This window comes from Kineosporia corallincola, assembly GCF_018499875.1.
GTDB lineage: Bacteria > Actinomycetota > Actinomycetes > Actinomycetales > Kineosporiaceae > Kineosporia > Kineosporia corallincola.
In genome coordinates this window covers 397,861-418,156 of the sequence record NZ_JAHBAY010000002.1, presented here as the reverse complement: position 1 = coordinate 418,156, position 20,296 = coordinate 397,861, and the positions used below count along the sequence as shown (strand labels likewise).

Genomic DNA, 20,296 nt, shown 5'->3' with positions numbered 1-20,296 from the left:
ACGGGCATTGAACAGAGCGTGCCGGGTCCCGGTCTCGCCATCCGGCCCTCGTCGTGCCGCGACCCGGGACCTGGCTAGCATGCCGACGGCAGTACAGGTGTTGGACAACGGATGGGTCACTTGATGGACCGGGCTTGGCAGATCGAGCAGGAGTTCTGGCGGAACTCGGCGGCCGACGGCCCACAGGGATGGTTCGCCAAATACATGGCGACCGACGGTTTCATCGTTCTCCCCAACCGGATCGTCTCGCGCGACGATCTGATTCACGGCTGGAGCGAGCGGCTGGCGATCCGCACCTGGTCGGTGTCGGAGCCGTCGTTCACCGTCATCGAGGGCGGCAACCTGGTGCTCAGCTACGAGGTGCACTTCGACGCCGACTGGCTCCCGGGCTACGACGCGTTCATCACCTCGGTGTACGTGTGGGGCGCGGACGACTGGACCCTGATCTCCCGGGCACACACACCCCGGGGCGACTTCCCGTTCTGAGCCGTGACGGCTCCTGAGAGCGTGACGAGCGGCAGGCATCAGAACCAGTGCGGGCAGCGCGGAGCCGGGTCGGACCTGAACGGCGCGTCGGCCACCGCCGCCGCTGCCGGGTGATGTCGAGGTCGTCTGCCGTCGTGGACAAGGGGTTACCCGGCCCCGGGACGGTCGGTCGTTGCGCGGTTCAGCACCCGGGCCGTCCGGTCGCGAAGCGTGCCGAGCCCGGGCGAGACCCCGCGCACCTCGATCAGGAGGTCGACGGCGGACAACAGGTGCTCCACCGCGACGACGTCCTCGTCCTGGGCGATGTCATCGTCGAAAGCGTCCAGCAGGACGGCGAAGTCGGCCACCACGGCCTGGGCGTAACCGGCGGCGCCGTCGGGATCGCCGTTGCGGAGGGCGCACGCGGCGGAGTCCGTCATCGCCCGCCCGACGAAGGCGTGGCACTGCCCGAGCAGCCCGGTGACGATGCGCCCGGCCAGCCCGAGACCGCGTTCCTCCAGGCCGGGGTCGGGCCGGGCGGCGAACCGGGCGGTGACCTCGCGGGCAGCCGCGGCCAGCGCGACCCCCTCCACCCACTCCCGGGATCCCTCGGGAGCACAGGGCCGGTCCCCGAGCCGCTCGATGCAGGCCTCGGCCGCCGTCGACAGGCACGTCGCGGCCTGGACCAGCAGGCGAAACCTGACCGGGCCGGGCTCCTGCGAGGCAACGGCCTGGCGGGCCACCTCGAGGGCCACACCGACGTCGCCGGTGCCCCGCGTCGCCGTCCCGTTGCGGGCGTTCTCCAGGAGCTCGCGCGCGGAATCCCTGACCTGCGGCGGCATCACGACCGCGTCGTCCTCGACCGGGAGGCCGCGCTCCAGGCGGTACGCCAGCCGGGCCAGCGGATCGGCGGCCGGATCAGGTTCGTTCGCGGGATCGGTGGTGCGGGCACGCACGGCGCCGGCCTCGACCCGTTCCATGGCCAGCCGGGCGTCGTCGAACGACAGGGCGAACCGCTCGGTCAGCACGCCCAGCACCTCACGGCGGGGGAGCCGGTCGTGGCCGGCCGCCCGCAGGTACTCGACGAGAGCGAGCAGCGAGGTGCCCGGGGCCACACGCACACGGAGATCGTCCGTCCACTCCATCGGTGAAGGATACGGTTCAGAAATGCCGTTGCGGCGCGCGCCCTCCCGGCCGGACGGCGGCGGCCGGCAGGAACCGCCCGACGGTGACGGCGCCGCAGGCCGCAGCGGTGGCCAGCACGGCCAGGGCGATCCACGGCACGTCGTGCCCGAGCGCGAACAGCGCGGTGAAGGCGCCCGGCACCACGATGTTGGCCACCGCGAACCCGTACTGGAAGGTGGCCAGGTACAGGCCCCGGTGCCCGGGCGGGGCGGCATCGGTGGCGAGGGCGTTGGCCACCGGAGCATGGATCATCTCGGCCAGCGTCCAGATCAGCACCAGCGCGGCCAGCAGCACCCCCGACACCACCGCCGGACCGGCCGGCAGCGCCGTCATCAGCGTGGCCCACACCGCCCACAGCAGCCCGGCCAGCGCCAGGGCCTGCACCCGCGACAGCCCGCGCACCGACTTCGCGACCGTCAGCTGGGCCAGCGCGATCACGAAGGTGTTGGCCGCCAGCACCGGCCCCAGCACCGCGACCGGCGCGATCCGGCCCTCCTTCACCGCGATCGGCAGCCCGACCAGCAGCGCGTCGCTACAGATCGCGAAGCAGGCGTCCACCACCACCAGGGCCAGGAAGGGGCGGTCGCGCACCAGGATCCGCACCCCGGAGGGCCGGGGCGCGGTGCTGTCCCAGATCCGCGGGGCCATCGGCACCCGCACCAGCAGCACGGCCGCCACCAGGAACGAGACGGCGTTGCCGATCAGCGCGGCCCGGAACACCGTGGGCGAGGCGCTGCCCACCAGCAGCCCGCCGATCAGCGCCCCGGTGCCGAAACCGACCGCCCGCACCGTGCCGATCACCGCGAACAGCCGCTCCCGGCCGCCCTGTTCACCCGGGCCCGGGCCGGGCAGCGGCAGCGGCAACGCCGCCATCATCGTGAAGAACGTGGACCAGAACACCCGCAGCCCCGCCGCCGTCAGCACGAACGCCACGAACACCGGCACCGGCCCGCGCGCGGTCAGGAACAGCAGGTACCCCAGCGCCTGCACGATCTGGCCGGTCACCACCAGGGTGCGGGGCGAGAGCCGGTCGGCCAGCGGCCCGGTGAACAGCGGCACCACCAGCCCGAGCACGGCGGCGGCGCTGGCCAGGGCACCCACCTGCGCCAGCGGGAGCCCGGCCACCAGGTGGAAGTAGAGCAAGATCATCGGCCCGAACATCCCGGACCCGAGCGAGTCGATCAGCAACGACAGCAGCAGTGCTGGATGGGGTCGGGCCACGTCCGGCGACGATAGCCGCCGGGCGTGGCTTTTCCGGGGGACGCGAGGGAGGGGGAGGCCACACGGCCTCCCCCTCCCGGTGGGTCACCGCGGGCGTCAGACCCGGAAGGCACCCATCGCGGTCTCCAGCTGCTTGGCGATCACCGCGAGCTCGGCCGCCGAGGCCTGCGTGGACTCCGCGCCGGTCAGCGTGCTGCTGGCCGAGGAGTGCAGGTTGCCCAGCCCGACCCCGATCTCGTCCGCGCCGGTGGCGGCGGTGGACAGGTCGGCGGCCATGCTGCTGGTAGTCACCGACTGCTCCTCCACGGCGCTGGCGATCGTGGTCTGGTACGAGTTGATCTGCCCGATCACCTGGCTGACCCGGCCGATCGACTCGACCGCGACCGTGGTGTCGTTCTGGATCGCCTCGATCCGCGTGGAGATGTCCTCGGTGGCCCGGGCCGTCTCCTGCGCCAGCTGCTTGACCTCGTCGGCGACCACCGCGAAGCCCTTGCCGGCGTCCCCGGCGCGAGCCGCCTCGATCGTGGCGTTGAGAGCCAGCAGGTTGGTCTGCTCGGCGATCGAGGTGATCAGCTTGACCACGTTACCGACCTCGCTCGACGAGGCGCCCAGCCGGATCATGATCGTCTCGGCCTCACCGGCCACGCCGACCGCCTGGGCGGCGACGCCCGCGGCGTCCTGGGCGCTGGTCGAGATCTCCCGGATCGAGGCGCCCATCTGCTCGGCGCCCGAGGCCACCGCCTGCACGTTGGTGGCCACCCCGGACACCACCGCGCTCATGCTGTCGACGTTGCCGGTGGTGGTCTGCGCGCTCGCCGACATCGCGGTGCTGGCGCTCTCCAGCTCGGCGGAGTGCGAGCTGAGGGCGTGGCTGCTGGCGGCCAGGGTGGCGAGGGTGGAACGCATGCGCTGCACGGCCTGGGAGAGCGCGTCGCCCATCTTGCCGACCTCGTTGCGCAGGCCCAGCTTGATGTCCTGGGTCAGGTCACCGGTGGCCACGGCCTCCAGCACCTCGCGCAGCCTGGCCAGCGGGGCGGTGATGCTGCGGGCCACCAGGGCCGACAGCGCGAGCAGGGCGATGATCGCGACCAGCAGCGTGCCGAGCAGGGTGTTGCGGCTGCTGGTGAAGGTGGAGTGCGCGTCGGCCACGTTCTGCTGGGCCGTGGTGGTCGAGATGTCGGTGACGTCGGCCAGCTCGGCCAGCGTCGTGACCACCTGCGGGTTGATCGTGTTGACGCTGTAGTCCTGCCACTCGTCGATCTTGCCGTCGGCCTTCAGCGCGTTGGCCTTGTCGCGCATCTCCAGGTAGGTGGCCCAGTTCTTCGCGAAGGACGCCATCTTGGCCTTCTCGGCGGAGGTCACCGGGCGGGCGTTGAACGAGGCCACGGCGGCGTCGATGGCCTTGAGGGCGGCCTCGAACTGATTGGTGTAGTCCTTGATCGTGGCGGCGTCGGTGACGGTGCCGACCTTGGTGGAGGCCCAGCGGGCCTTCCACACCTCCTCGCGGATGGTCGCGATGTCCTGGGCCGGTTCCAGTGACGTGGCGTAGGTGTCGGTGGTCTTGCCGGCCAGGTTGCTCATCGCTACCAGGCTGATGCCCGCCGTCAGTGCGGTGACCGCCAGTGAGGCGGAGACGACCAGCAGAATGCTGGTCCGGATGCTGAGAGAGCCGAGCAGGCCCTGTCCTTTGATCCGCATCTTTCGTGTGCCTCCGCCTGCTGGTCGCCGTCATCGGGTGGATCGGTGGGTCGAGCTGAACCACCGATCGTCCGTGGTGCGCTCTTGTTGAGGCTTCACCCGGTAACAATTGGTGACGCCGTTCACCCGGCTCGCTCCCTGTCACCCGGCCGCCGCAACGTTCCGCTGTTTCAGGGCCTGGCCAGCACCAGCGAGACGTTCTGCCCGCCGAACCCGAACGAGTTGCTGAGCACCGCCCGCTGGGGCAGATCGCGACGATCGGTCACCAGGTCCAGCCCGATCAGCGGGTCGGCGCCCTCCTGGCTCAAGGTGCGCACGGGCGGGACGACCCCGTGCACGAGGCTCAGCGTGGAGAAGACGGCCTCCAGCGCGCCGGCCCCGCCGAACAGGTGCCCGGTGGCGGCCTTCGGCGCGGTGACGGTGGCCCGTCCGAGCACCTCACGAATGGCCCGGGCCTCCGCGGCATCGCCCACCACGGTGCCGGTGGCGTGCGCGTTGACGTGCGAGATCGCCTGCGCGCCGAGCCCGGCCTGCGCGAGCGCCCGGCACATCGCGCTGATCTGTCCCGTGCCTTCGGGGGACGGCGCTGTCATGTGGTGCGCGTCGGCGGCGATCCCGGATCCGGCCAGCACCGCGTGCACCCGGGCACCGCGCGCGTGGGCGTGCGCGGCACTCTCCAGCACCACCACCGCGGCGCCCTCGGCCAGGACGAACCCGTTGCGGTCGGCGGAGAACGGGCGGGAGGCGTCGGCCGGGTCACCGGGGTGCCGGGACAGGCCCCGGGCCTGCTGGAACCCGGCGACGGCGATCGGGGTGACCGCGGCGTCGGTGCCCCCGGCGATCACCACGTCCGCCTCGCCCGCCCGGATCAGCCGGGCGCCCCAGGCCAGCGCCTCGGCCCCGGAGGCGCAGGCCGACACCGGCGTGTACACCCCGGCCCGGGCGCCGAACTCGATGCTGATCGCGGCCGCCGCGGCGTTGGGCATCAGCAGCGGCACGGTGCGCGGCGAGACCCGGCGCACCCCGGCTCTCTCCAGCCGGTCGTCCTCGTGCAGCAGGCTCGCCATCCCGCCGACGCCGGTGCCGACCGAGGCGGCCAGCCGCTCCGGGTCGACGTCGGGGGAGCCGGCGTCGGCCCAGGCCTCCTGCGCCGCGACCAGCGCCGCCTGCTGCGAGCGGTCGAGCTGGTTGGCCTGCGGCCGGGGCAGTTTCGCCACCGGGTCCACGGCCATCACCCCGGCCGCGAAGGTGCCCACGTGATCGAGCGTGCACGAGCCGATCCCGGAGCGCCCGGCCAGCAGCCCGTCCCAGGTCGAGGCGACGTCACCGCCCAGCGGCGTGATCGCCCCCAGTCCCGTCACCACGACCTCGTCCCGCGAAACCACCACGACCACCCCTTGTATGACGTACAAATAAGGACCCGAGTTGTATCACATACAATTCCTGGTGTGGCGACGAGACGAACGACGACCGGCGGCACCCGGCGCCGGATCATGGAGCAGGCGGCCAGGCTCTGCCTGGAACGGTCGGGCGCCGACCCGAGCGTCGCCGACATCGCCCGCGCGGCCGGCGTGTACCCGAACCAGATCACCTACCACTTCGGGTCGAAGGACTCGCTGATGGTGCACGCGGCCTTCCTCGGCCTGCTGAACGACGCCAAGCGCGTGGAGAAGGTCGGTGCACGAGCCACCGACGCGGACGCCTTCCGCCGCAACGTGTCCCGGGCCGTGCTGGCGATGCCGTCCCTGCCGTCGGTGTCGCGGGCCCTGGCCGCGGCGATCGCCCGCCCCGAGCTCACCCACGTCGTCGACACCCACCTCCAGCTGCTGTTCCGGCAGTCCGAGGTGTACCTGTCGCACGTCACCACCGCACGTGGCTGGAACGCGCGCCGCCCCCTGGGTCTGGAGGCCCGCACCTTCTGGAGCACCGCGCTCGGCGCCACCCTGCTGTCCCGGGCCGGCTTCAGCGGCGACTCGGCCGACCTGGACCTGGCCGGGACGCTGACGATCCACGACTGACACGAGATCCGCTCGGGAGCCAGTGGCCCGTCAGGGGGCGGTCGGGCGAGTCGCCGTCGAGTCCGGCGCTGGGTCGGGAGCGGCCCTGACCTGACGTCATCCCGCGGTTGCGCGCTGATGGGTCGCCGTCTGGAGAGCACGGGGTGCCCCTGCGGGTTTTTCACACCACCTCGGGCGCCTTGCCGGTGTCAAAACAAAAAGGACCTCCCGTACGGCCCTCCCGGCCTTACTGACGTCGGGGACCGCATGTGCGTGGTTGGGCTCCGAAGCGGCATTGCTCGTCGGGTTCATCAGGACGTAACGTTTCAACTTACGTCCTGATGACGGGGTGCTGGCTGAACTCCCCACTCGCGCACGGCTGCGCCGGACGGCGCTGCTGTGCGGGTGCCGCCGGGTCCGGGTGGGCCGCTGGCCGATGTGAAACGATTTTCCGGCGTTGACCGCGTGCTGCCGGGCCGTGACAGTGAGCAGCCTCCGAAGTTGCTGCGAGCGGCCCGGTCTGCGGAATCCGGCATCCGGCGGTGGGCGCGACGGCTGCGTGCGTGATGGCTGCGTGTGCGGTGGCCGCGCGTGCGCGTCCGGCGGTGGTGGCCGGGCCGTTCCCTGAATCGCAGGGAGCGTTCTCATGGGTCTGCCGACAACACGGCGGCGAGGGCGGCCGGTGGCCGTCGTCGTCCTTCTGCTGACGGGAATGGTGGTGGGAGGCGGGGTTTCCCCGGCCCGGGCCGCGGTGACCGCCGGCTCCACCACCCACGCCGCACCCGTGGCCGCCCAGGCTGCCCCGGTCGAGCAGGTCGAGCAGGTCGACCAGCTCGACCGGGGCCTGGTGGTGCTGCGCAGCGACGAGGGTAATTTCCTGTCCTGGCGCCTGCTCGCGTCCGACCCGGAGAACGCCGGGTTCGACGTGTACCGGGGCTCGGTCAAGGTGAACGACGAACCGCTCACCGAGGGAACCAATTTCACCGACGCCGACGGCCCGGTGGGCGCGCGGTACACGGTGCGCTTGGCGGGGGGCTCCGCCGGCACCCTGGCGGCGGCCAGGGAGGGAGTGACGGAGAGCGGGGCCAGCGCGAGCGCGCTGGCGGCGTCGTCCACCGACATCCCGATCCAGAAGCCGGCCGGTGGCACCACCCCCGACGGCGTGGCGTACACCTACGCGCCCGGTGACGCCTCGGTGGGCGACCTGAACGGTGACGGGACCTACGAGATCGTGCTGAAGTGGGATCCGTCCAACGCCAAGGACAACTCCCAGAGCGGTTACACCGGAAACGTTTTCATCGACGCGTACACGCTCACCGGAACCCGGCTGTGGCGCATCGACCTGGGCCGGAACATCCGCGCCGGAGCGCACTACACGCAGTTCCAGGTGTTCGACTACGACGGTGACGGCAAGGCCGAGGTGGCGATGAAGACCGCCGACGCCACGGTCGACGGCACCGGCGTGACCATCGGCAGCTCCGGCGCCGACTACCGCAACTCCAGCGGCTACATCCTGTCCGGCCCGGAGTACCTGACGGTGTTCGCCGGGCCCACCGGAAAGGCCCTGGCCACGGCCGACTACGTGCCGGCCCGGGGCACCGTGTCGTCGTGGGGCGACTCCTACGGCAACCGGGTGGACCGGTTCCTGGCCGGCACGGCGTACATCAACGGCACCTACCCCAGCATCATCATGGCCCGCGGCTACTACACCCGCAGCGTCATCGCGGCCTGGGACTTCCGTAACGGAACCCTCACCCGCAAGTGGACGTTCGACAGCAGCTCCTCCACCAACGGCTCGGCCTGGACCGGGCAGGGCAACCATCAGCTGTCCATCGCCGACGTCGACTCCGACGGCAAGGACGAGATCCTCTACGGCGCCATGGCCGTGGACGACAACGGCTCTGGCCTGTGGGTGAACGGCCAGGGCCACGGCGACGCCTACCACGTGGGCGACCTGATCCCCAGCCGCGCCGGGCTGGAGGTGTTCAAGGTGGACGAGGACACCAGCAAGCTGGCGGCCTGGATGGCCGACGCCAGGACCGGGGCGATCATCTGGTCGAACGCCTCGTGCGGCTGCGACAACGGCCGGGGCGTGTCCGACGACATCTACGGCGGCAGCGCCGGCGCCGAGTCGTGGTCCAGCGGGGTGTCCGGGCTGTACAACACCAGCGGCACGAACATCGGCCGCAAGCCCTCCAGCACGAACTTCGTGATCTGGTGGGACGGCGACGCGCAGCGGGAACTGCTCGACAGCAACCACATCGACAAGTACGGCACCAGCGCCGACACCCGCCTGCTGACCGGCGACGGGGTCACCTCGATCAACGGCACCAAGGCCACGCCGTCGCTCCAGGCCGACATCCTCGGTGACTGGCGCGAAGAGGTGATCTGGTCGACCACCGCCGGAACCGCGCTGCGCATCTACTCCACCACCGACTCGACCAGCATCTCGCACGTGTCGCTGATGCAGGACCGGATGTACCGGGAGGCGGTCGCCTGGCAGAACACCGCCTACAACCAGCCGCCGCACACCAGTTTCGCGATCGGCAGCTGATCGGGAGAGCCCGATCACGGACGACGGGGAGCGGGTCACACGCTCCCCGTCGTCCACCGTTGGACGCCGGCACGACGTGACCGGATTCATCCCGGTGCACCGGCGGCGCACCGCGAGCCGAATTGCGCCGCGCAGAACGGCCTAACACAATCCGGACCGCAGGGGGACTCGTCCCGCAGGCCATTTCCGGAATGAGTGTTCGATGCAGCGGACGATGAATCCCGCCAAGACCCGATCGGCGTTGCTCACCGCGGCGCTGGCCTCGGTACAGATCCTGATCGTGCTGCTCATGCTCCGGGTCACGCTCTGGTTGCTGGGCTACCTGTGGTCGGTGGTCTGGCCGCTGGTGGTGGCGCTGCTGCTGACCACCCTCACCTGGCCGGTGGCCCGGTTCCTGCGCCGTCACCGCTGGCCCGCCACCCTGGCCGCCGTCGCCGTCACCCTCGGCTCGCTGCTGCTGGCCGTCGGCGCGGTCATCCTGATCGCCGTCCCCGTCGCCTCGCAGTCCGGTGACCTCACCGACGGTGTGGTCGACGGTATCCAGCAGGTGCGCGAATGGGCCTCCGGCCCGCCGCTGAACATCGGCGACGACCAGATCACCCAGGCCTTCGACGCCGCCGCGGCCCGCCTCCAGGACAGCGTGGGCAGCATCGTCACCACCACCCTGGTCGGCGTCACCACCGTCGTGAACGGCGTCATCACCGCCGTGCTCGCGGTGTTCCTGATGTTCTTCTTCCTCAAGGACGGGCCGCGCTTCCTGCCCTGGCTCACCCGCCAGCTGCCCGGCCGCCTCGCCGTGGACGTGCCGATCATCGCCACCCGCAGCTGGGACACCCTGGGCGCGTTCGTGCGCTCGCAGGCGTTCGTCGGGCTGCTCGACGCGATCTGCATCGGTATCGGCCTGTGGATCGTCGGGGTGCCGCTGGTGCTGCCGCTGGCGGCGCTGACGTTCCTCACCGCGTTCGTGCCGATCGTGGGCGCGCTGTTCGCCGGGTTCGTGGCGGTGCTGATCGCGCTGGTCTCGAACGGCCTGGGTGACGCCGTGATCGTGCTGGTCATCATCGTGGCCGTGCAGCAGCTCGAGGGAAACGTGTTCTCGCCGATGATCCAGAGCCGGGGACTGGGCCTGCATCCGGCGGTGGTGCTGCTCGCGGTGACGCTGGGCGGCGGCCTGGCCGGCATCGTCGGCAGCCTGCTCGCGGTTCCGGTCGCCGCCCTCGTCGGCGTCTTCTGGGGCTATCTGCGGGAACAGCTGTCCGACCCGGACGCTGACCCGGGCCCCGGGCCGGAGCTGGACCCGGAGCTGGTTCCGGAGCCGGAAACTCCTGGGGCTTCAGAGAATCCGGCCTGATCCGGTCCTACTTGAAGTACTGCCAGATCACGAACATGACCAGCAGGATGATCAGGATCTCCACGGGGCACCTCTCAGGGACGGGCACAGCGACGGCAGTGGTGCGGCCATCGTCGGCGCCCGGCCCGCCCCGGCCAAGAGCCCTTGACACCGGGTGCACCGGTGCACCCGGTTCCCGCGGCACCCGGTGACGAACAGATCAGCACGCCGGTGCCTGGTGACCTGGGCCGACGCCCCCCGGCCCGGCCGGTCCCGGCGCCCTCGGCCCCGGCCGGGGGTCTCCGGCCGGGGCAGGACGGGTGCCAGTGCCGAACCGTCGTACGCACCCGGGATGCACACGACGGGCGGTCCCACCGCTGCGGCGGGAACGTCAGTCGGGCCGGGCGCTCGCGGCGAAGCGGGCGGCCTTGACCGGTTCCGGCGTGGTCCGGTTGAGCTCGGCCTCCCGCCGGGTGGCCTCGTCCCCGCCGACGACGTGGTCGGCACCGGCCATCAGCGCCTGGTAGCCCTGCCGGGCCACGGCGGCGGGATCGTTCTTCCAGGAGTTGTCGCCGAACCTCCGGTTGTCCATGCCCGCCCGGGCATGGAACTGCGTGGCGGTCGCCCCGGGCAGCAGCGCGGTCACCGACACCCCGGTGTCCTTCAGCTCCTCCCGCAGCGACTCGGCGAACGAGAACCCGAAAGCCTTGGTGGGCCCGTAGACCGTCTCGTACGGGGTCGGGGTGGTCGCCGAGACCGACGAGACGATCAGGATCCGGCCCGCGCCGTTGCCGGTCATGTGGTCCACCACCCGCTTGGCCAGGTGCACGGTGCCGGTCACGTTCACCGCAACCAGGCGCAGGTGCTCCTCCAGCGACCGGTCGGTGAAGGCGCCGCCCAGGCTGATGCCCACGTTCAGCACCGCCACCCGCACCGGCCGCCGCAGGGCGGTGACGAAGTCCCAGAAACTCTCGACCCCCTCGTGGGTGCCGGCGTCGCCGCGGTGCGGGTACGCCCGCATCCCGGTGCCCTCCGGATCGGTCTCCGTCCTCATCTCGGCCTCCAGCCGGGCGGCGGTCTCGTGCACCCGGGCGCTCTGCCCGGACAGCGCCAGGTCGTGACCGTGCCCGGCCAGCTGCCGGGCCAGTTCCAGGCCGATGCCGGCCGAGCCACCGCTCACCAGGGCCAGCGGGCGGGTGGACGTCGTGCTCATGAATGCTCCTCGTACGTGGGAAGAATCGTGGCGGATCAGGAGGCGACGCGGTCGGCGCCCCGGCTGACGGCCTCCCGGGAGGCCACATCGGCGCGCACCGCGTCGAGCTTCTCCAGCAGCCCGTCGTAGGCGAAGTTGCCCAGCGGCAGGCGCAGCGGCGGCGCCGCGTCGTGGGCCACGTCGACGATGGCCACGGCGGCCCTGGCCGGGTCACCGGCCTCCCGGCCCGCGCCCTCGCGGAAGGCCCGGCGCTGGGCCCCCGCCGTGCCGTCGTAGTCGGCGATGACCGCGTGCGCGGCCACCTCGCCGGCGGAGTCACCGGCCCAGTCGGTGGCGAACCCGGAGGGCTCGATCAGCACCACCCGGATCCCCAGCGGGGCCACCTCCTGGGCCAGCGCCTCGGAGAGCCCCTCGACGGCGAACTTGGAGGCGTTGTACCAGCCGACCGCGGGGAACGAGCGCACCCCGCCGACCGACGAGACGTTCAGGACCGTGCCCGAGCGGCAGGCCCGCATCCCGGGCAGGACGGCGGCGGTGACGGCGGCCAGACCGTGCACGTTGATCTCCATCATCCGCCGCACCTGTGCCTGCTCGCTCTCCTCCACGGCGGCGAAGTAGCCGATCCCGGCGTTGTTCAGCAGCACGTCCACACCCCCGAACCGTTCCCCGGCCAGGGCCACCGCGCGGTCAATCTGCTCCGGGCGGGTGACGTCGAGCTCCGCGGTCAGGACGCGCTCGCCGCCGAGCTCCTCGAGATCCTTGAGCGCGGCGAGCGACCGGGCGGTGGCCACGACCCGGTCGCCGCGGCGCAGGGCCTCCAGGGCGGTGTGCCGGCCGAAACCGCGGGAAGAACCGGTGATGAACCAGGTGAGCACGTGAGTCTCCAGGGTGAGGGCGGGTGCCGCGGATCGGTGCGCCGCGGCCGTCTCAGTCAAGGCCGGGCCACCCGTGCCCGGAAGGGCGGGCGCACCGTAGGACCGGGCGGCCCACCCACAGACCTGGGCCGATCGCGGGACCGGAGGTGAGAATGCCGGGATGCCGACCAACAAGGCCCTCAGCGCCTTCCTCACCGCCCGGCGGGCGGCGATCACGCCGGCCCAGGCCGGGGTGCCGGTCACCGGCCCGCGCCGGGTGCCCGGGCTGCGGCGGGAGGAGGTCGCGTTCCTGTCCGGGGTGAGCGTCGACTGGTACGTCCGCCTGGAACAGGGGCGTCAGATCACCCCGTCCGAGTCGGTGCTGAACGCGGTGGCCCGCACCCTGAAACTCGACGACGCCGAGCGCGGCTACCTGTTCAACCTGGCCGGCCACCGCCCGGCCCACGGGCCACGGGTGGCTTCCGGTGCCGGGGTGCGGCCCGGGGTGGTGCGGATGATGCAGGCCCTCAGCACCCAGGCCGCGTTCGTGCTCGGCCCGCGGGCCGAGGTGCTGGACGGCAACAGCCTGATGTGGGCCCTCATCCACGACTTCCCGGCCGAGCCCGCGCACCGGCGCAACCTCCTCACCTGGCTGCTGACCGACCCGGCCGCCCGGGAGCTCTACCTGGACTGGGCGGTGATCGCCTCCGACATGGTCGGCGTGCTCCAGCTGGAGTCCAGTGCCCGGCCGGGGGATCCACGGATCGCCGCGCTGGTCGGCGAACTCGCCACGGCCAGCCGGGAGTTCCGCACCTGGTGGGCCGAGCCCCACCCGACCGGCCGCACGGCCGGCACCAAGCGCTTCCGGCATCCGGTGGCCGGGCCCCTCACCGTCGACTGGGAGGCATTCCCCCTCCCCGACGACGCCACCCAGACACTCTTCGTCTACACCGCCGCGGACCCGGCGTCCCAGGAGGCGATGGCGTTCCTGGCCCGGTGGCGGGCCGGTGAGATCGCGCCGACGGCGGGATCCTGAGCGCGGCGGCCCGGCGGCCGGGCGGATCGTCGTCCACTTTTGAGGTCTTGGCAGTGCCGGAATCAGCGGGATCAAGAAGTGCGCCCGATCGGCCGACACGAGGGTATGACCGTTTCGGGGCGCGACCGCGACGTGGCGCGCCCGGACGGCCGGCCGCTCGTGCTGCGGCCGGCCCTGGCGGTGACCGACCGGCTGCGCTCCAGCTCCCGCCTGAACCTGATGATCGTCATGCTGCTGATCCCGGGGCTGGTGGCCACCTGGTCGTTCGCCGCGGTGATGGGTGACCAGACCGGCGCGGCCTCGCAGGAGCGCGAGGGTGTCGACGTGCTGCGGCCGGTACTCGACGAACTGGTGACGGTGCTGGCCGGCGGGAGTCCCGACACCGGCGCGCTGACCGGCCTGGCGCAGGAGTACCCGGAGCTGAGGCTCGACGACGCGGTGCAGTCCCTGAGTGCCGCCGGCGACGAGCCCACCGGCCAGGTGGACGCGCTGGTGGGCCTGGTGACGGCGATCGGCAACTACTCGGGTCTGGTGCTCGACCCCGACCTGGACTCGTTCTACGTGATGGACGCGCAGGTGGTGCAGCTGCCGCGGATGGCGCAGGCCGCCGTGCACGCCGCGCACCCGGACACCACCGGCCCGCTGAGCAGCCGGATCGCCGCGCAGGGGGTGCTGGCCGGCACCCTGCGCGCCGCCGCCGACGCGATCGACGCCGGGGTGGCGACGGGCGCGGCCAACACCTCCGCCGACGGCCTTCAGCAGCGGCTGGCCACCGCGACCGCCCTGGCCGCGGCCGGGCGCGCCCTGGCCGACCGGCTCGGCGACGACCTGGACAGCCCGGGCGCCGCCGACCCGCAGGACGTGGCCGCGGCCGCGCAGGCGGCCGTCGGCCCGCTGGCCACCACGCTCGGCGACCTGCTCGACGCCCGCATCGACGGGCTGGAACAGCGCCGCGACCGGATCATGGTGCTGGCCCTGGTGTTCTTCCTGATCGGCGTCTGGCTGGCCGTCGGCGTGTGGTGGCGCACCCGGCACGACGTGGCGCTGGCCGTGGCCGGGGTACAGGCGATCGCGGCGGGCGACCTGCGCTCGCACCCGCTGCCGGGTGGCCGGGACGAGATGGGCGACATCGGCCGGGCCCTGCTGGTGGCCCGCCATCAGCTGGACTCTTCGGCCGGGCAGCTGCGCGGGGCGCAGGAGGCCCGGGAGGAGCAGGTGCACGAGGCGTTCCTGCGGCAGCGCGAGGCCGAGAAACAGTCCCGGGAGCGGGCCCAGGAGGTGGTGGCCCAGACCTCCGGGGCGGTGGTGGAGGAACTCCAGTCGGTGGTGCGTGACGTGGAGGCGGTGCGGGCCACGGCCGGCACCATCGACGGCCGGGTGGCCAGCGCGAACCAGGTCACCCGCGACGTGGTGGCCCGGGCCGAGCAGGCCAACCGCGTGGTCACGGCGCTGGGCGAGAGCCTGGCCCGGGTGGCCGGCATGGCCAACCTGATCGCCGGGGTGGCCGACCAGACCAAGCTGCTGGCGCTGAACGCGAACATCGAGGCGGCCCGCGCGGGCGAGGCCGGCCGGGGCTTCGGCGTGGTCGCGGCCGAGGTGAAGAACCTGGCGATGACCACGGCCTCGTCCACCGAGCAGATCACCAGCATCATCAGCCAGATCGAGCAGGACGCGGGGGAGATGCACACCGCGATCAGCGGCGTGGCCGACAGCATCGCCGGCGTCGACGAGGCCACCTCCGGGCTGGCCGGGGTGGCCGAGGAGCAGCGCTCCCTGGTCGAGCACCTGGACGCCTCGGTAACCGAGACGATCGAGCGGCTGCGCGGCATGGAGCGCATGGACGAGGCGCTGGAACGCCGCGGCCGGGAACGGGTTCCGGCCAGCCAGCCGGTGCAGCTGACCTACCGCGGGCAGAACTGGCAGACCGTGCTGATGGACCTGAGCGAGACCGGGCTGGGCTGCCGCCCGCCGGACGGCCCGCCGCCGACCATCGGCGACCACGTGGAGGCGTCGCTGGACGTGCTCGGCCGGCCGATGCGTTTCCGCGCCCAGGCGGTGCGGCTGACCAGCGGCGAGCACCCGGTGCTCGGGCTGCGGTTCACCGAGCTGACCCCGGAGGACCGGCAGCTGCTGGTGCGGGCGGTGGAGGAACGGCTCCGGCCGGCGCGCTGAGGACTCGCGGGCCGGGACGTCAGACCGGCAGGTCCGGCCCGATCGCCCGCATCTGGAGCACCAGCCAGGGACTGAACGCGAACGGCGTGCGCCGCACCGACTCGTACAGGTCGCCCCAGGCCACCCAGGCGTACTCGGCCACCTCGGCCGGGTCGGGCAGCAGCGGCGGGTCGTCGACCACCGCCACGTGCACCGGGCACACCTCGTGCTCGACCACGCCGCTGGCGTCCACGGCCCGGTACCGGAACGAGGGCAGCACCACCGTCAGGTCGCTCTCGGCCAGCGTGACCCCGAGTTCCTCGGCGGTGCGCCGCACCACGGCGGTGCTCACCCGCTCCCCGGGACGGGGATGCCCGCAGCAGGAGTTGGTCCACACCCCCGGCCAGGTCTTCTTCTCCAGCGCCCGGCGGGTCACCAGCGTGCGCCCCGACCGGTCGAGCAGGTGCAGGGAGTAGGCCAGGTGCAGAGGGGTCTCGGTGTCGTGCACGGTGAGCCGGCTCGCGGTGCCGCAGGGCGCGTCGTCGTGGTCCAGCAGGACGACCAGGTCCTCGGCCTCGCGCGGGTTGGTCACCGTCATGTGCGTCCTCTCGTCGGGTGGTGCTGCTCCCCGCCATTATGTTTGCCGCCCGCCGGGGCGGCCATCTCGGCGTTGACCTGGGCCAGTGTGGCGGTGAGCAGGTCCATCGCGCCGATCATCGCCCGCACCGTAGCCGGGTCCAGGCGGGCGAAGGTGGCCTCGAACAGCTCCGCGGGGCGGGTGTAGATCTGCTCGGTGCGCTCGCGGGCGGTCGGGGTGGCCCGCAGTGTCACCTGCCGGCGGTCGGTGTGCTCGCGGCTGCGGGTCACGTAACCGGCTGTCTCCAGCCGGTTCACCAGCGCGTTGGTGGCGCCGGAGGTGAGCCCGACCCGCTCGGCCAGCCGTGCCGGGGTGAGCGGTTCGCCCGTCCGCTCGGCCCACAGCACCTCGACCAGCGCGTTGACGTCGGTGGTGTGCAGCGACAGCCGCCGTGCGGTCAGCCGGGCCATCTCCGCGTACAGCCCCGCGTAGGAGCGCAGCCGGTCGAGCAGGTCCAGGCGCGGGCCGGGCTCCAGCACCGCCGGGAACGGGGGCACCTCGTCGTCCATGGCGCCAATGTACTTCACGACATGCAACACTTCACCGCAGTAGTAACTTCACTGTGAAGTGTTTAATGGTGGACGACGAACAGGGAGCAGCCCTCATGAGTACGAGCGTCCTGGTGACCGGTGGAAGCATCGCCGGACCCGCGGCGGCCTGGGCCCTGCGCCGGGCCGGGTTCTCCCCGGTCCTGCTGGAGCGGGCACCCGCCCCGCGCACGGCCGGGCAGAACATCGACATCCGTGACGCCGGCCGTGACGTGATTGACGCGATGGGCCTGCGGGAGGCGGTGCGGGCCCGTCGCACCGGCGAGGTGGGCACCCGATTCCTCGACCGCACCGGCCGGGTCTACGCCTCGTTCCCCGCCCAGGAGGGCCGGGACGGCCCGACCGCCGAGATCGAGATCCTCCGCGGCGACCTGTCCGAACTGCTGACCTCGCTCACCGACGGCGAGGTGCCCCGCCGCTACGGCGACCACGTCACCGCCGTGCAGCAGGACGCCGACGGCGTGGAGGTCACCCTGGCCGGTGGCGGCCGCGAACGCTACGACCTGATGGTCGTGGCCGAGGGACGGCGCTCGCGCACCCGCCGGCTGGTCTTCGGCGACGCGACCGGCGGCCGCGACCTCGGCGAGTACATCGCCTACGGCACCATCGACCGCAGCGCGGCCGACGACGACTGGTGGCGCTGGCTCACCGCCACCGGCAGCCGGATGGTCTCGATGCGTCCCGACAACCAGGGCACCATCCGCGCCAACCTGGCCTTCTTCACCCGGCCCCTGGGCCTGGAGAACCTCGGGTTCGAGGCGCAGATGGCCGTGCTGCGCGCCGCCTTCGCCGACGTCGGCTGGGAGACCCCGCGCGTGCTCGACGGTTTCGCAGCCCGCCCGGAGGAGTTCTACTTCGAGCGCTTCGAGCAGGTCCGCCTGCCCTCCTACAGCCGCGGGCGCGTGGTGCTTCTGGGGGACGCCGCCTGGGCCTCCGGACCCTCCGGCATGGGCACCAGCCTGGCCCTGGTCGGCGCCTGGGTGCTCGGGGCAGAACTTGCCCGTTCCTACCGGAGCGATGGTCCCGCAACGGCTTTCGCCGCCTACGAGCGGCTGATGCGACCCTATGCCGAGAAGGTGCAGAACTTCCCGCCCGGCGTGCCCCGGATCATGTTCCCCCGCTCGCGGCCCGGCCTGCGGGTGCTGGAGGCTGGGCACCGTTTCGCCGCGCTGCCGCCGGTGCGCAACCTGGTGGAGCGGGCGTTCCTGTCCAAGTCGGGCGCCATGCCCGCCCTGCCGCAGTGGCCGTAGGGGTAAGGACGGCGAAAACCGCTGTGGCGTAGGCCCCCGGACGCTACGGTGAGCCCGATCCGGTGAGGACGTGGGGGTCCGCCGGGTGATCGGGGGCGTGATGGGATCCGGGCCGGGCCGATGGCGCGCGGGGTTCGCGGGATTCTTCGCGGGGTTCGCGGCGATGATGGCGCGCGTGCCGGTTCTGGTGCCGCTCCTGATCTGCGGATCGGTGCTGTCCGGTGCCGGCCCGGCCGGTGGCGTGGTGACCGGGCCCGGTGAGGGGGCGCGGCCGGACGTGGGCGAGGTGTTCCATGTGCGGCCCGCCCTCCCGGCCACCACGCGGTTGCGGTTGCTGGGTGTCCATGGCGGCCGGGTGACCGCGGTCCGCAACGGGGTCACGCTGCTGACCGGCCGGGTGGAGCGTCCGGGCCTGATGACCGCGACCGGCCGGCTGGAGCAGGACTCCTCCGGCGGCGTCGACCTGCGGGGCGACCTGCTGCGCTGGATGGAGGACGGGCGCTACCCGGCCCGGACGCTGCACACGCTGAACCTGGTCACCGGCGAGTCCTCCACCCGGGAGACCTCCGGCGGGCTGGTCGCCTGGACTCCCGGCGGGTGGCTGGAACAGCAGGACGACGCCCTGGTCGAGCACCACGGCGACAGCAGCCGCGTACTGTTCCGGGGGCTGCCGGAAGGGGCGTCGTCCGACACCTTCGGCACCGAGGTGGTCAGCGACGGCGAGCGCACCCTGATCTCGTACACCTTCGCCGGGGGCCGTGACCCGGCCGGGTTCCGCCGCACCGTGCTCGTCACCGACGGGGGTGAAACCGTCGAGACCCTGGCCGAGAGCGGGAAGGGCTCGTCCGGCGGGGGTTTCGGCACCGGGCTGGCGCTGGCACCGGGCTCGGAGGTCTGGGCCACGGCCGACGGCGCTGACGGCATGACCCTGCACCGCCGGCGCCACCACCGCGGGCGTCTACCGGGCCGGTAACGACGGCAGGGCAACCCGTTTCGCGACCGTCCCGCGGGTGCGCAACCTGATCGCGGACGTGGCGCTCAGCGGCGGGCGCCTGGCCTGGACCGAACGTGACGCCGCTCTGCCGCCGGCCTACGACGTGCCCCTGCTGTCGCGCACGCTGATCCGGGCGCGGGACGGGCGGCTGACCGGGCTCGGCGCCCGCAACGCGGGTGACGTGCTGGTGCCGGTGGTCATGTACCCGTCACGCAGCCGTGGCCCGGCCCTGAGCCTGTCCGGCGGCCGGGCCCTCACCCGCTTCACCACCCGGTACGTGCTGTGGAGCGAACCGGACAGCCTGGCCTACGGAACCACGTCTGCGGGATGGCCGCCGGACGGGCTGCGGGTGAGGCAGTCGGGTGCCTGGAGCCTGGTCGGCGGGAGGGTGCAGGTTACCGACCTCGGAATGCTCGACACCCGGCTGGATCTCGGTGACCAGCCCGCCGACCTGTACGGGCCGCGGGTGATCTGGCGCACGCCGGGCGGTCCCGTTCTGTACCGGAATCTGGCCACCGGCAAGGGAGCCCGGGTGCTGGCCGGGTCGGGGGCGGCCGGCCCGGTGGCGATCGGGGCGCACCGGTACGCCTGGGTGGACGCGGACGGGCGGATCGTCGTCCATGATTGGAAGAGGACGACGGCGCGGGTGGTGCCGGCGGAGGCGGCCCGCGCAATCCGGCTGGACGGCGACGTGCTCTCCTGGACCGACCGCGAGAACGGGGTGCACACGCTGGATCTCGGGCGATCCGGATCGGCGCCGGTCGCGACCGGCCTGGTGGCTCCCTACCAGATTGATGACGACGTGCTGGCCGGTGTCACGGCGTCCGGCGAGATCGAGGTGCGGAGGCTGGCTCTCGCGGTCAGGGCCCGGCCGGAGCTGATCAGCTCGCTGGCCCCGGAACGGGTGACGGGCGGGCAGCGGTGGCGGGCGCAGTTCGACGTGACCGCGCCGATCGGGCGCCCACGGTTGCGAATTAGGCGTGACGGAAAGGTGATTCGGACGCTGACGCCGAAGGGGCGGCACGACCTGATCCGGGTGACCTGGGACGGGCGGACCGGGAGCGGCCGGACGGTGAGGCCCGGACGCTACCGGTGGACGCTCACCGGCACCGGGCTCACGGCGGTCGGTGGCACGGTCGAGATGACCGGCGAGCGGTAGGGAA

Annotated in this window: 17 protein-coding genes; 9 read left to right on the top strand and 8 right to left on the bottom strand. The window is 72.6% G+C overall.

Annotated elements, in window-relative coordinates; translation table 11 throughout:
- Positions 1-111: 111 nt before the first annotated feature.
- Positions 112-486 carry a hypothetical protein gene (locus KIH74_RS06110; protein ID WP_214154784.1) on the top strand — a complete coding sequence of 125 codons (375 nt, stop codon included), beginning with the start codon at positions 112-114 and terminating at the stop codon, positions 484-486.
- Between the two features lie 146 nt (positions 487-632).
- Here KIH74_RS06110 and KIH74_RS06105 read toward each other — a convergent pair whose 3' ends face one another.
- The 4 genes from KIH74_RS06105 to KIH74_RS06090 all read right to left on the bottom strand — a co-directional run bounded on the left by KIH74_RS06105 (position 633) and on the right by KIH74_RS06090 (position 5,957).
- Positions 633-1,610, bottom strand: coding sequence for a hypothetical protein (locus tag KIH74_RS06105; RefSeq protein ID WP_214154783.1), 978 nt, complete (start codon positions 1,608-1,610; stop codon positions 633-635).
- Between the two features lie 16 nt (positions 1,611-1,626).
- Positions 1,627-2,871, bottom strand: a complete 1,245-nt coding sequence (locus KIH74_RS06100) for an MFS transporter (protein ID WP_214154782.1) — start codon at positions 2,869-2,871, stop codon at positions 1,627-1,629.
- Between the two features lie 96 nt (positions 2,872-2,967).
- A complete protein-coding gene (locus KIH74_RS06095) occupies positions 2,968-4,569 on the bottom strand; it encodes a methyl-accepting chemotaxis protein (RefSeq protein WP_214154781.1) in 1,602 nt (533 codons plus the stop codon).
- Positions 4,570-4,739: 170 nt separating this feature from the next.
- Positions 4,740-5,957: a beta-ketoacyl-[acyl-carrier-protein] synthase family protein gene (locus KIH74_RS06090; protein WP_308113616.1), complete on the bottom strand. Its 1,218-nt coding sequence runs from the start codon at positions 5,955-5,957 to the stop codon at positions 4,740-4,742.
- A gap of 60 nt (positions 5,958-6,017) precedes the next feature.
- Between KIH74_RS06090 and KIH74_RS06085 the strand changes: the two genes are divergently transcribed.
- From KIH74_RS06085 to KIH74_RS06075, 3 genes are all read left to right on the top strand, one after another.
- Positions 6,018-6,587, top strand: a complete 570-nt coding sequence (locus tag KIH74_RS06085) for a TetR/AcrR family transcriptional regulator C-terminal domain-containing protein (protein WP_214154779.1) — start codon at positions 6,018-6,020, stop codon at positions 6,585-6,587.
- 625 nt (positions 6,588-7,212) lie between these two features.
- Positions 7,213-9,120, top strand: coding sequence for a rhamnogalacturonan lyase (locus tag KIH74_RS06080; protein WP_372492001.1), 1,908 nt, complete (start codon positions 7,213-7,215; stop codon positions 9,118-9,120).
- 202 nt (positions 9,121-9,322) lie between these two features.
- Positions 9,323-10,471 carry an AI-2E family transporter gene (locus KIH74_RS06075; RefSeq protein WP_214154777.1) on the top strand — a complete coding sequence of 383 codons (1,149 nt, stop codon included), beginning with the start codon at positions 9,323-9,325 and terminating at the stop codon, positions 10,469-10,471.
- A gap of 370 nt (positions 10,472-10,841) precedes the next feature.
- Here KIH74_RS06075 and KIH74_RS06070 read toward each other — a convergent pair whose 3' ends face one another.
- On the bottom strand, positions 10,842-11,663 hold the full coding sequence (locus tag KIH74_RS06070; protein ID WP_214154776.1) for an SDR family NAD(P)-dependent oxidoreductase: 822 nt from the start codon (positions 11,661-11,663) through the stop codon (positions 10,842-10,844).
- Between the two features lie 35 nt (positions 11,664-11,698).
- Entirely contained in the window at positions 11,699-12,538 is an 840-nt protein-coding gene (locus KIH74_RS06065; protein ID WP_372492006.1) for an oxidoreductase, read from the bottom strand.
- A 160-nt stretch (positions 12,539-12,698) separates the two neighbouring features.
- Between KIH74_RS06065 and KIH74_RS06060 the strand changes: the two genes are divergently transcribed.
- The gene (locus tag KIH74_RS06060; protein ID WP_214154774.1) at positions 12,699-13,553 is read left to right on the top strand and encodes a helix-turn-helix transcriptional regulator; all 855 of its coding nucleotides are present in this window, start codon (positions 12,699-12,701) and stop codon (positions 13,551-13,553) included.
- 105 nt (positions 13,554-13,658) lie between these two features.
- Positions 13,659-15,725 carry a methyl-accepting chemotaxis protein gene (locus tag KIH74_RS06055; protein WP_214154773.1) on the top strand — a complete coding sequence of 689 codons (2,067 nt, stop codon included), beginning with the start codon at positions 13,659-13,661 and terminating at the stop codon, positions 15,723-15,725.
- A 19-nt stretch (positions 15,726-15,744) separates the two neighbouring features.
- Here KIH74_RS06055 and idi read toward each other — a convergent pair whose 3' ends face one another.
- Both idi and KIH74_RS06045 read right to left on the bottom strand, forming a co-directional pair.
- Positions 15,745-16,302, bottom strand: a complete 558-nt coding sequence (gene idi, locus KIH74_RS06050; RefSeq protein WP_214154772.1) for an isopentenyl-diphosphate Delta-isomerase — start codon at positions 16,300-16,302, stop codon at positions 15,745-15,747.
- Positions 16,299-16,850: a MarR family winged helix-turn-helix transcriptional regulator gene (locus KIH74_RS06045; protein WP_214154771.1), complete on the bottom strand. Its 552-nt coding sequence runs from the start codon at positions 16,848-16,850 to the stop codon at positions 16,299-16,301. The genes idi and KIH74_RS06045 overlap by 4 nt, the downstream gene beginning before the upstream one ends.
- A 95-nt stretch (positions 16,851-16,945) precedes the next feature.
- Here KIH74_RS06045 and KIH74_RS06040 point away from each other — a divergent pair, with 95 nt between their 5' ends.
- From KIH74_RS06040 to KIH74_RS06030, 3 genes are all read left to right on the top strand, one after another.
- Positions 16,946-18,139 carry an FAD-dependent monooxygenase gene (locus KIH74_RS06040; RefSeq protein ID WP_214154770.1) on the top strand — a complete coding sequence of 398 codons (1,194 nt, stop codon included), beginning with the start codon at positions 16,946-16,948 and terminating at the stop codon, positions 18,137-18,139.
- 175 nt (positions 18,140-18,314) lie between these two features.
- Positions 18,315-19,112 carry a hypothetical protein gene (locus KIH74_RS06035; protein WP_214154769.1) on the top strand — a complete coding sequence of 266 codons (798 nt, stop codon included), beginning with the start codon at positions 18,315-18,317 and terminating at the stop codon, positions 19,110-19,112.
- 37 nt (positions 19,113-19,149) lie between these two features.
- Positions 19,150-20,292 carry a T9SS type B sorting domain-containing protein gene (locus KIH74_RS06030; protein ID WP_214154768.1) on the top strand — a complete coding sequence of 381 codons (1,143 nt, stop codon included), beginning with the start codon at positions 19,150-19,152 and terminating at the stop codon, positions 20,290-20,292.
- The last annotated feature ends 4 nt before the right edge of the window (positions 20,293-20,296 follow it).

What these genes read in the sequence shown, in the direction of transcription:
- KIH74_RS06040 (WP_214154770.1), top strand. Translation starts at nt 16,946, where the DNA reads ATGAGTACGAGCGTCCTGGTGACCGGTGGAAGCATCGCCGGACCCGCG.
- KIH74_RS06105 (WP_214154783.1), bottom strand. Translation starts at nt 1,610, where the DNA reads ATGGAGTGGACGGACGATCTCCGTGTGCGTGTGGCCCCGGGCACCTCG.
- KIH74_RS06075 (WP_214154777.1), top strand. Translation starts at nt 9,323, where the DNA reads ATGCAGCGGACGATGAATCCCGCCAAGACCCGATCGGCGTTGCTCACC.
- KIH74_RS06070 (WP_214154776.1), bottom strand. Translation starts at nt 11,663, where the DNA reads ATGAGCACGACGTCCACCCGCCCGCTGGCCCTGGTGAGCGGTGGCTCG.
- KIH74_RS06080 (WP_372492001.1), top strand. Translation starts at nt 7,213, where the DNA reads ATGGGTCTGCCGACAACACGGCGGCGAGGGCGGCCGGTGGCCGTCGTC.
- KIH74_RS06045 (WP_214154771.1), bottom strand. Translation starts at nt 16,850, where the DNA reads ATGGACGACGAGGTGCCCCCGTTCCCGGCGGTGCTGGAGCCCGGCCCG.
- KIH74_RS06110 (WP_214154784.1), top strand. Translation starts at nt 112, where the DNA reads ATGGGTCACTTGATGGACCGGGCTTGGCAGATCGAGCAGGAGTTCTGG.
- KIH74_RS06095 (WP_214154781.1), bottom strand. Translation starts at nt 4,569, where the DNA reads ATGCGGATCAAAGGACAGGGCCTGCTCGGCTCTCTCAGCATCCGGACC.
- KIH74_RS06055 (WP_214154773.1), top strand. Translation starts at nt 13,659, where the DNA reads ATGACCGTTTCGGGGCGCGACCGCGACGTGGCGCGCCCGGACGGCCGG.
- idi (WP_214154772.1), bottom strand. Translation starts at nt 16,302, where the DNA reads ATGACGGTGACCAACCCGCGCGAGGCCGAGGACCTGGTCGTCCTGCTG.
- KIH74_RS06060 (WP_214154774.1), top strand. Translation starts at nt 12,699, where the DNA reads ATGCCGACCAACAAGGCCCTCAGCGCCTTCCTCACCGCCCGGCGGGCG.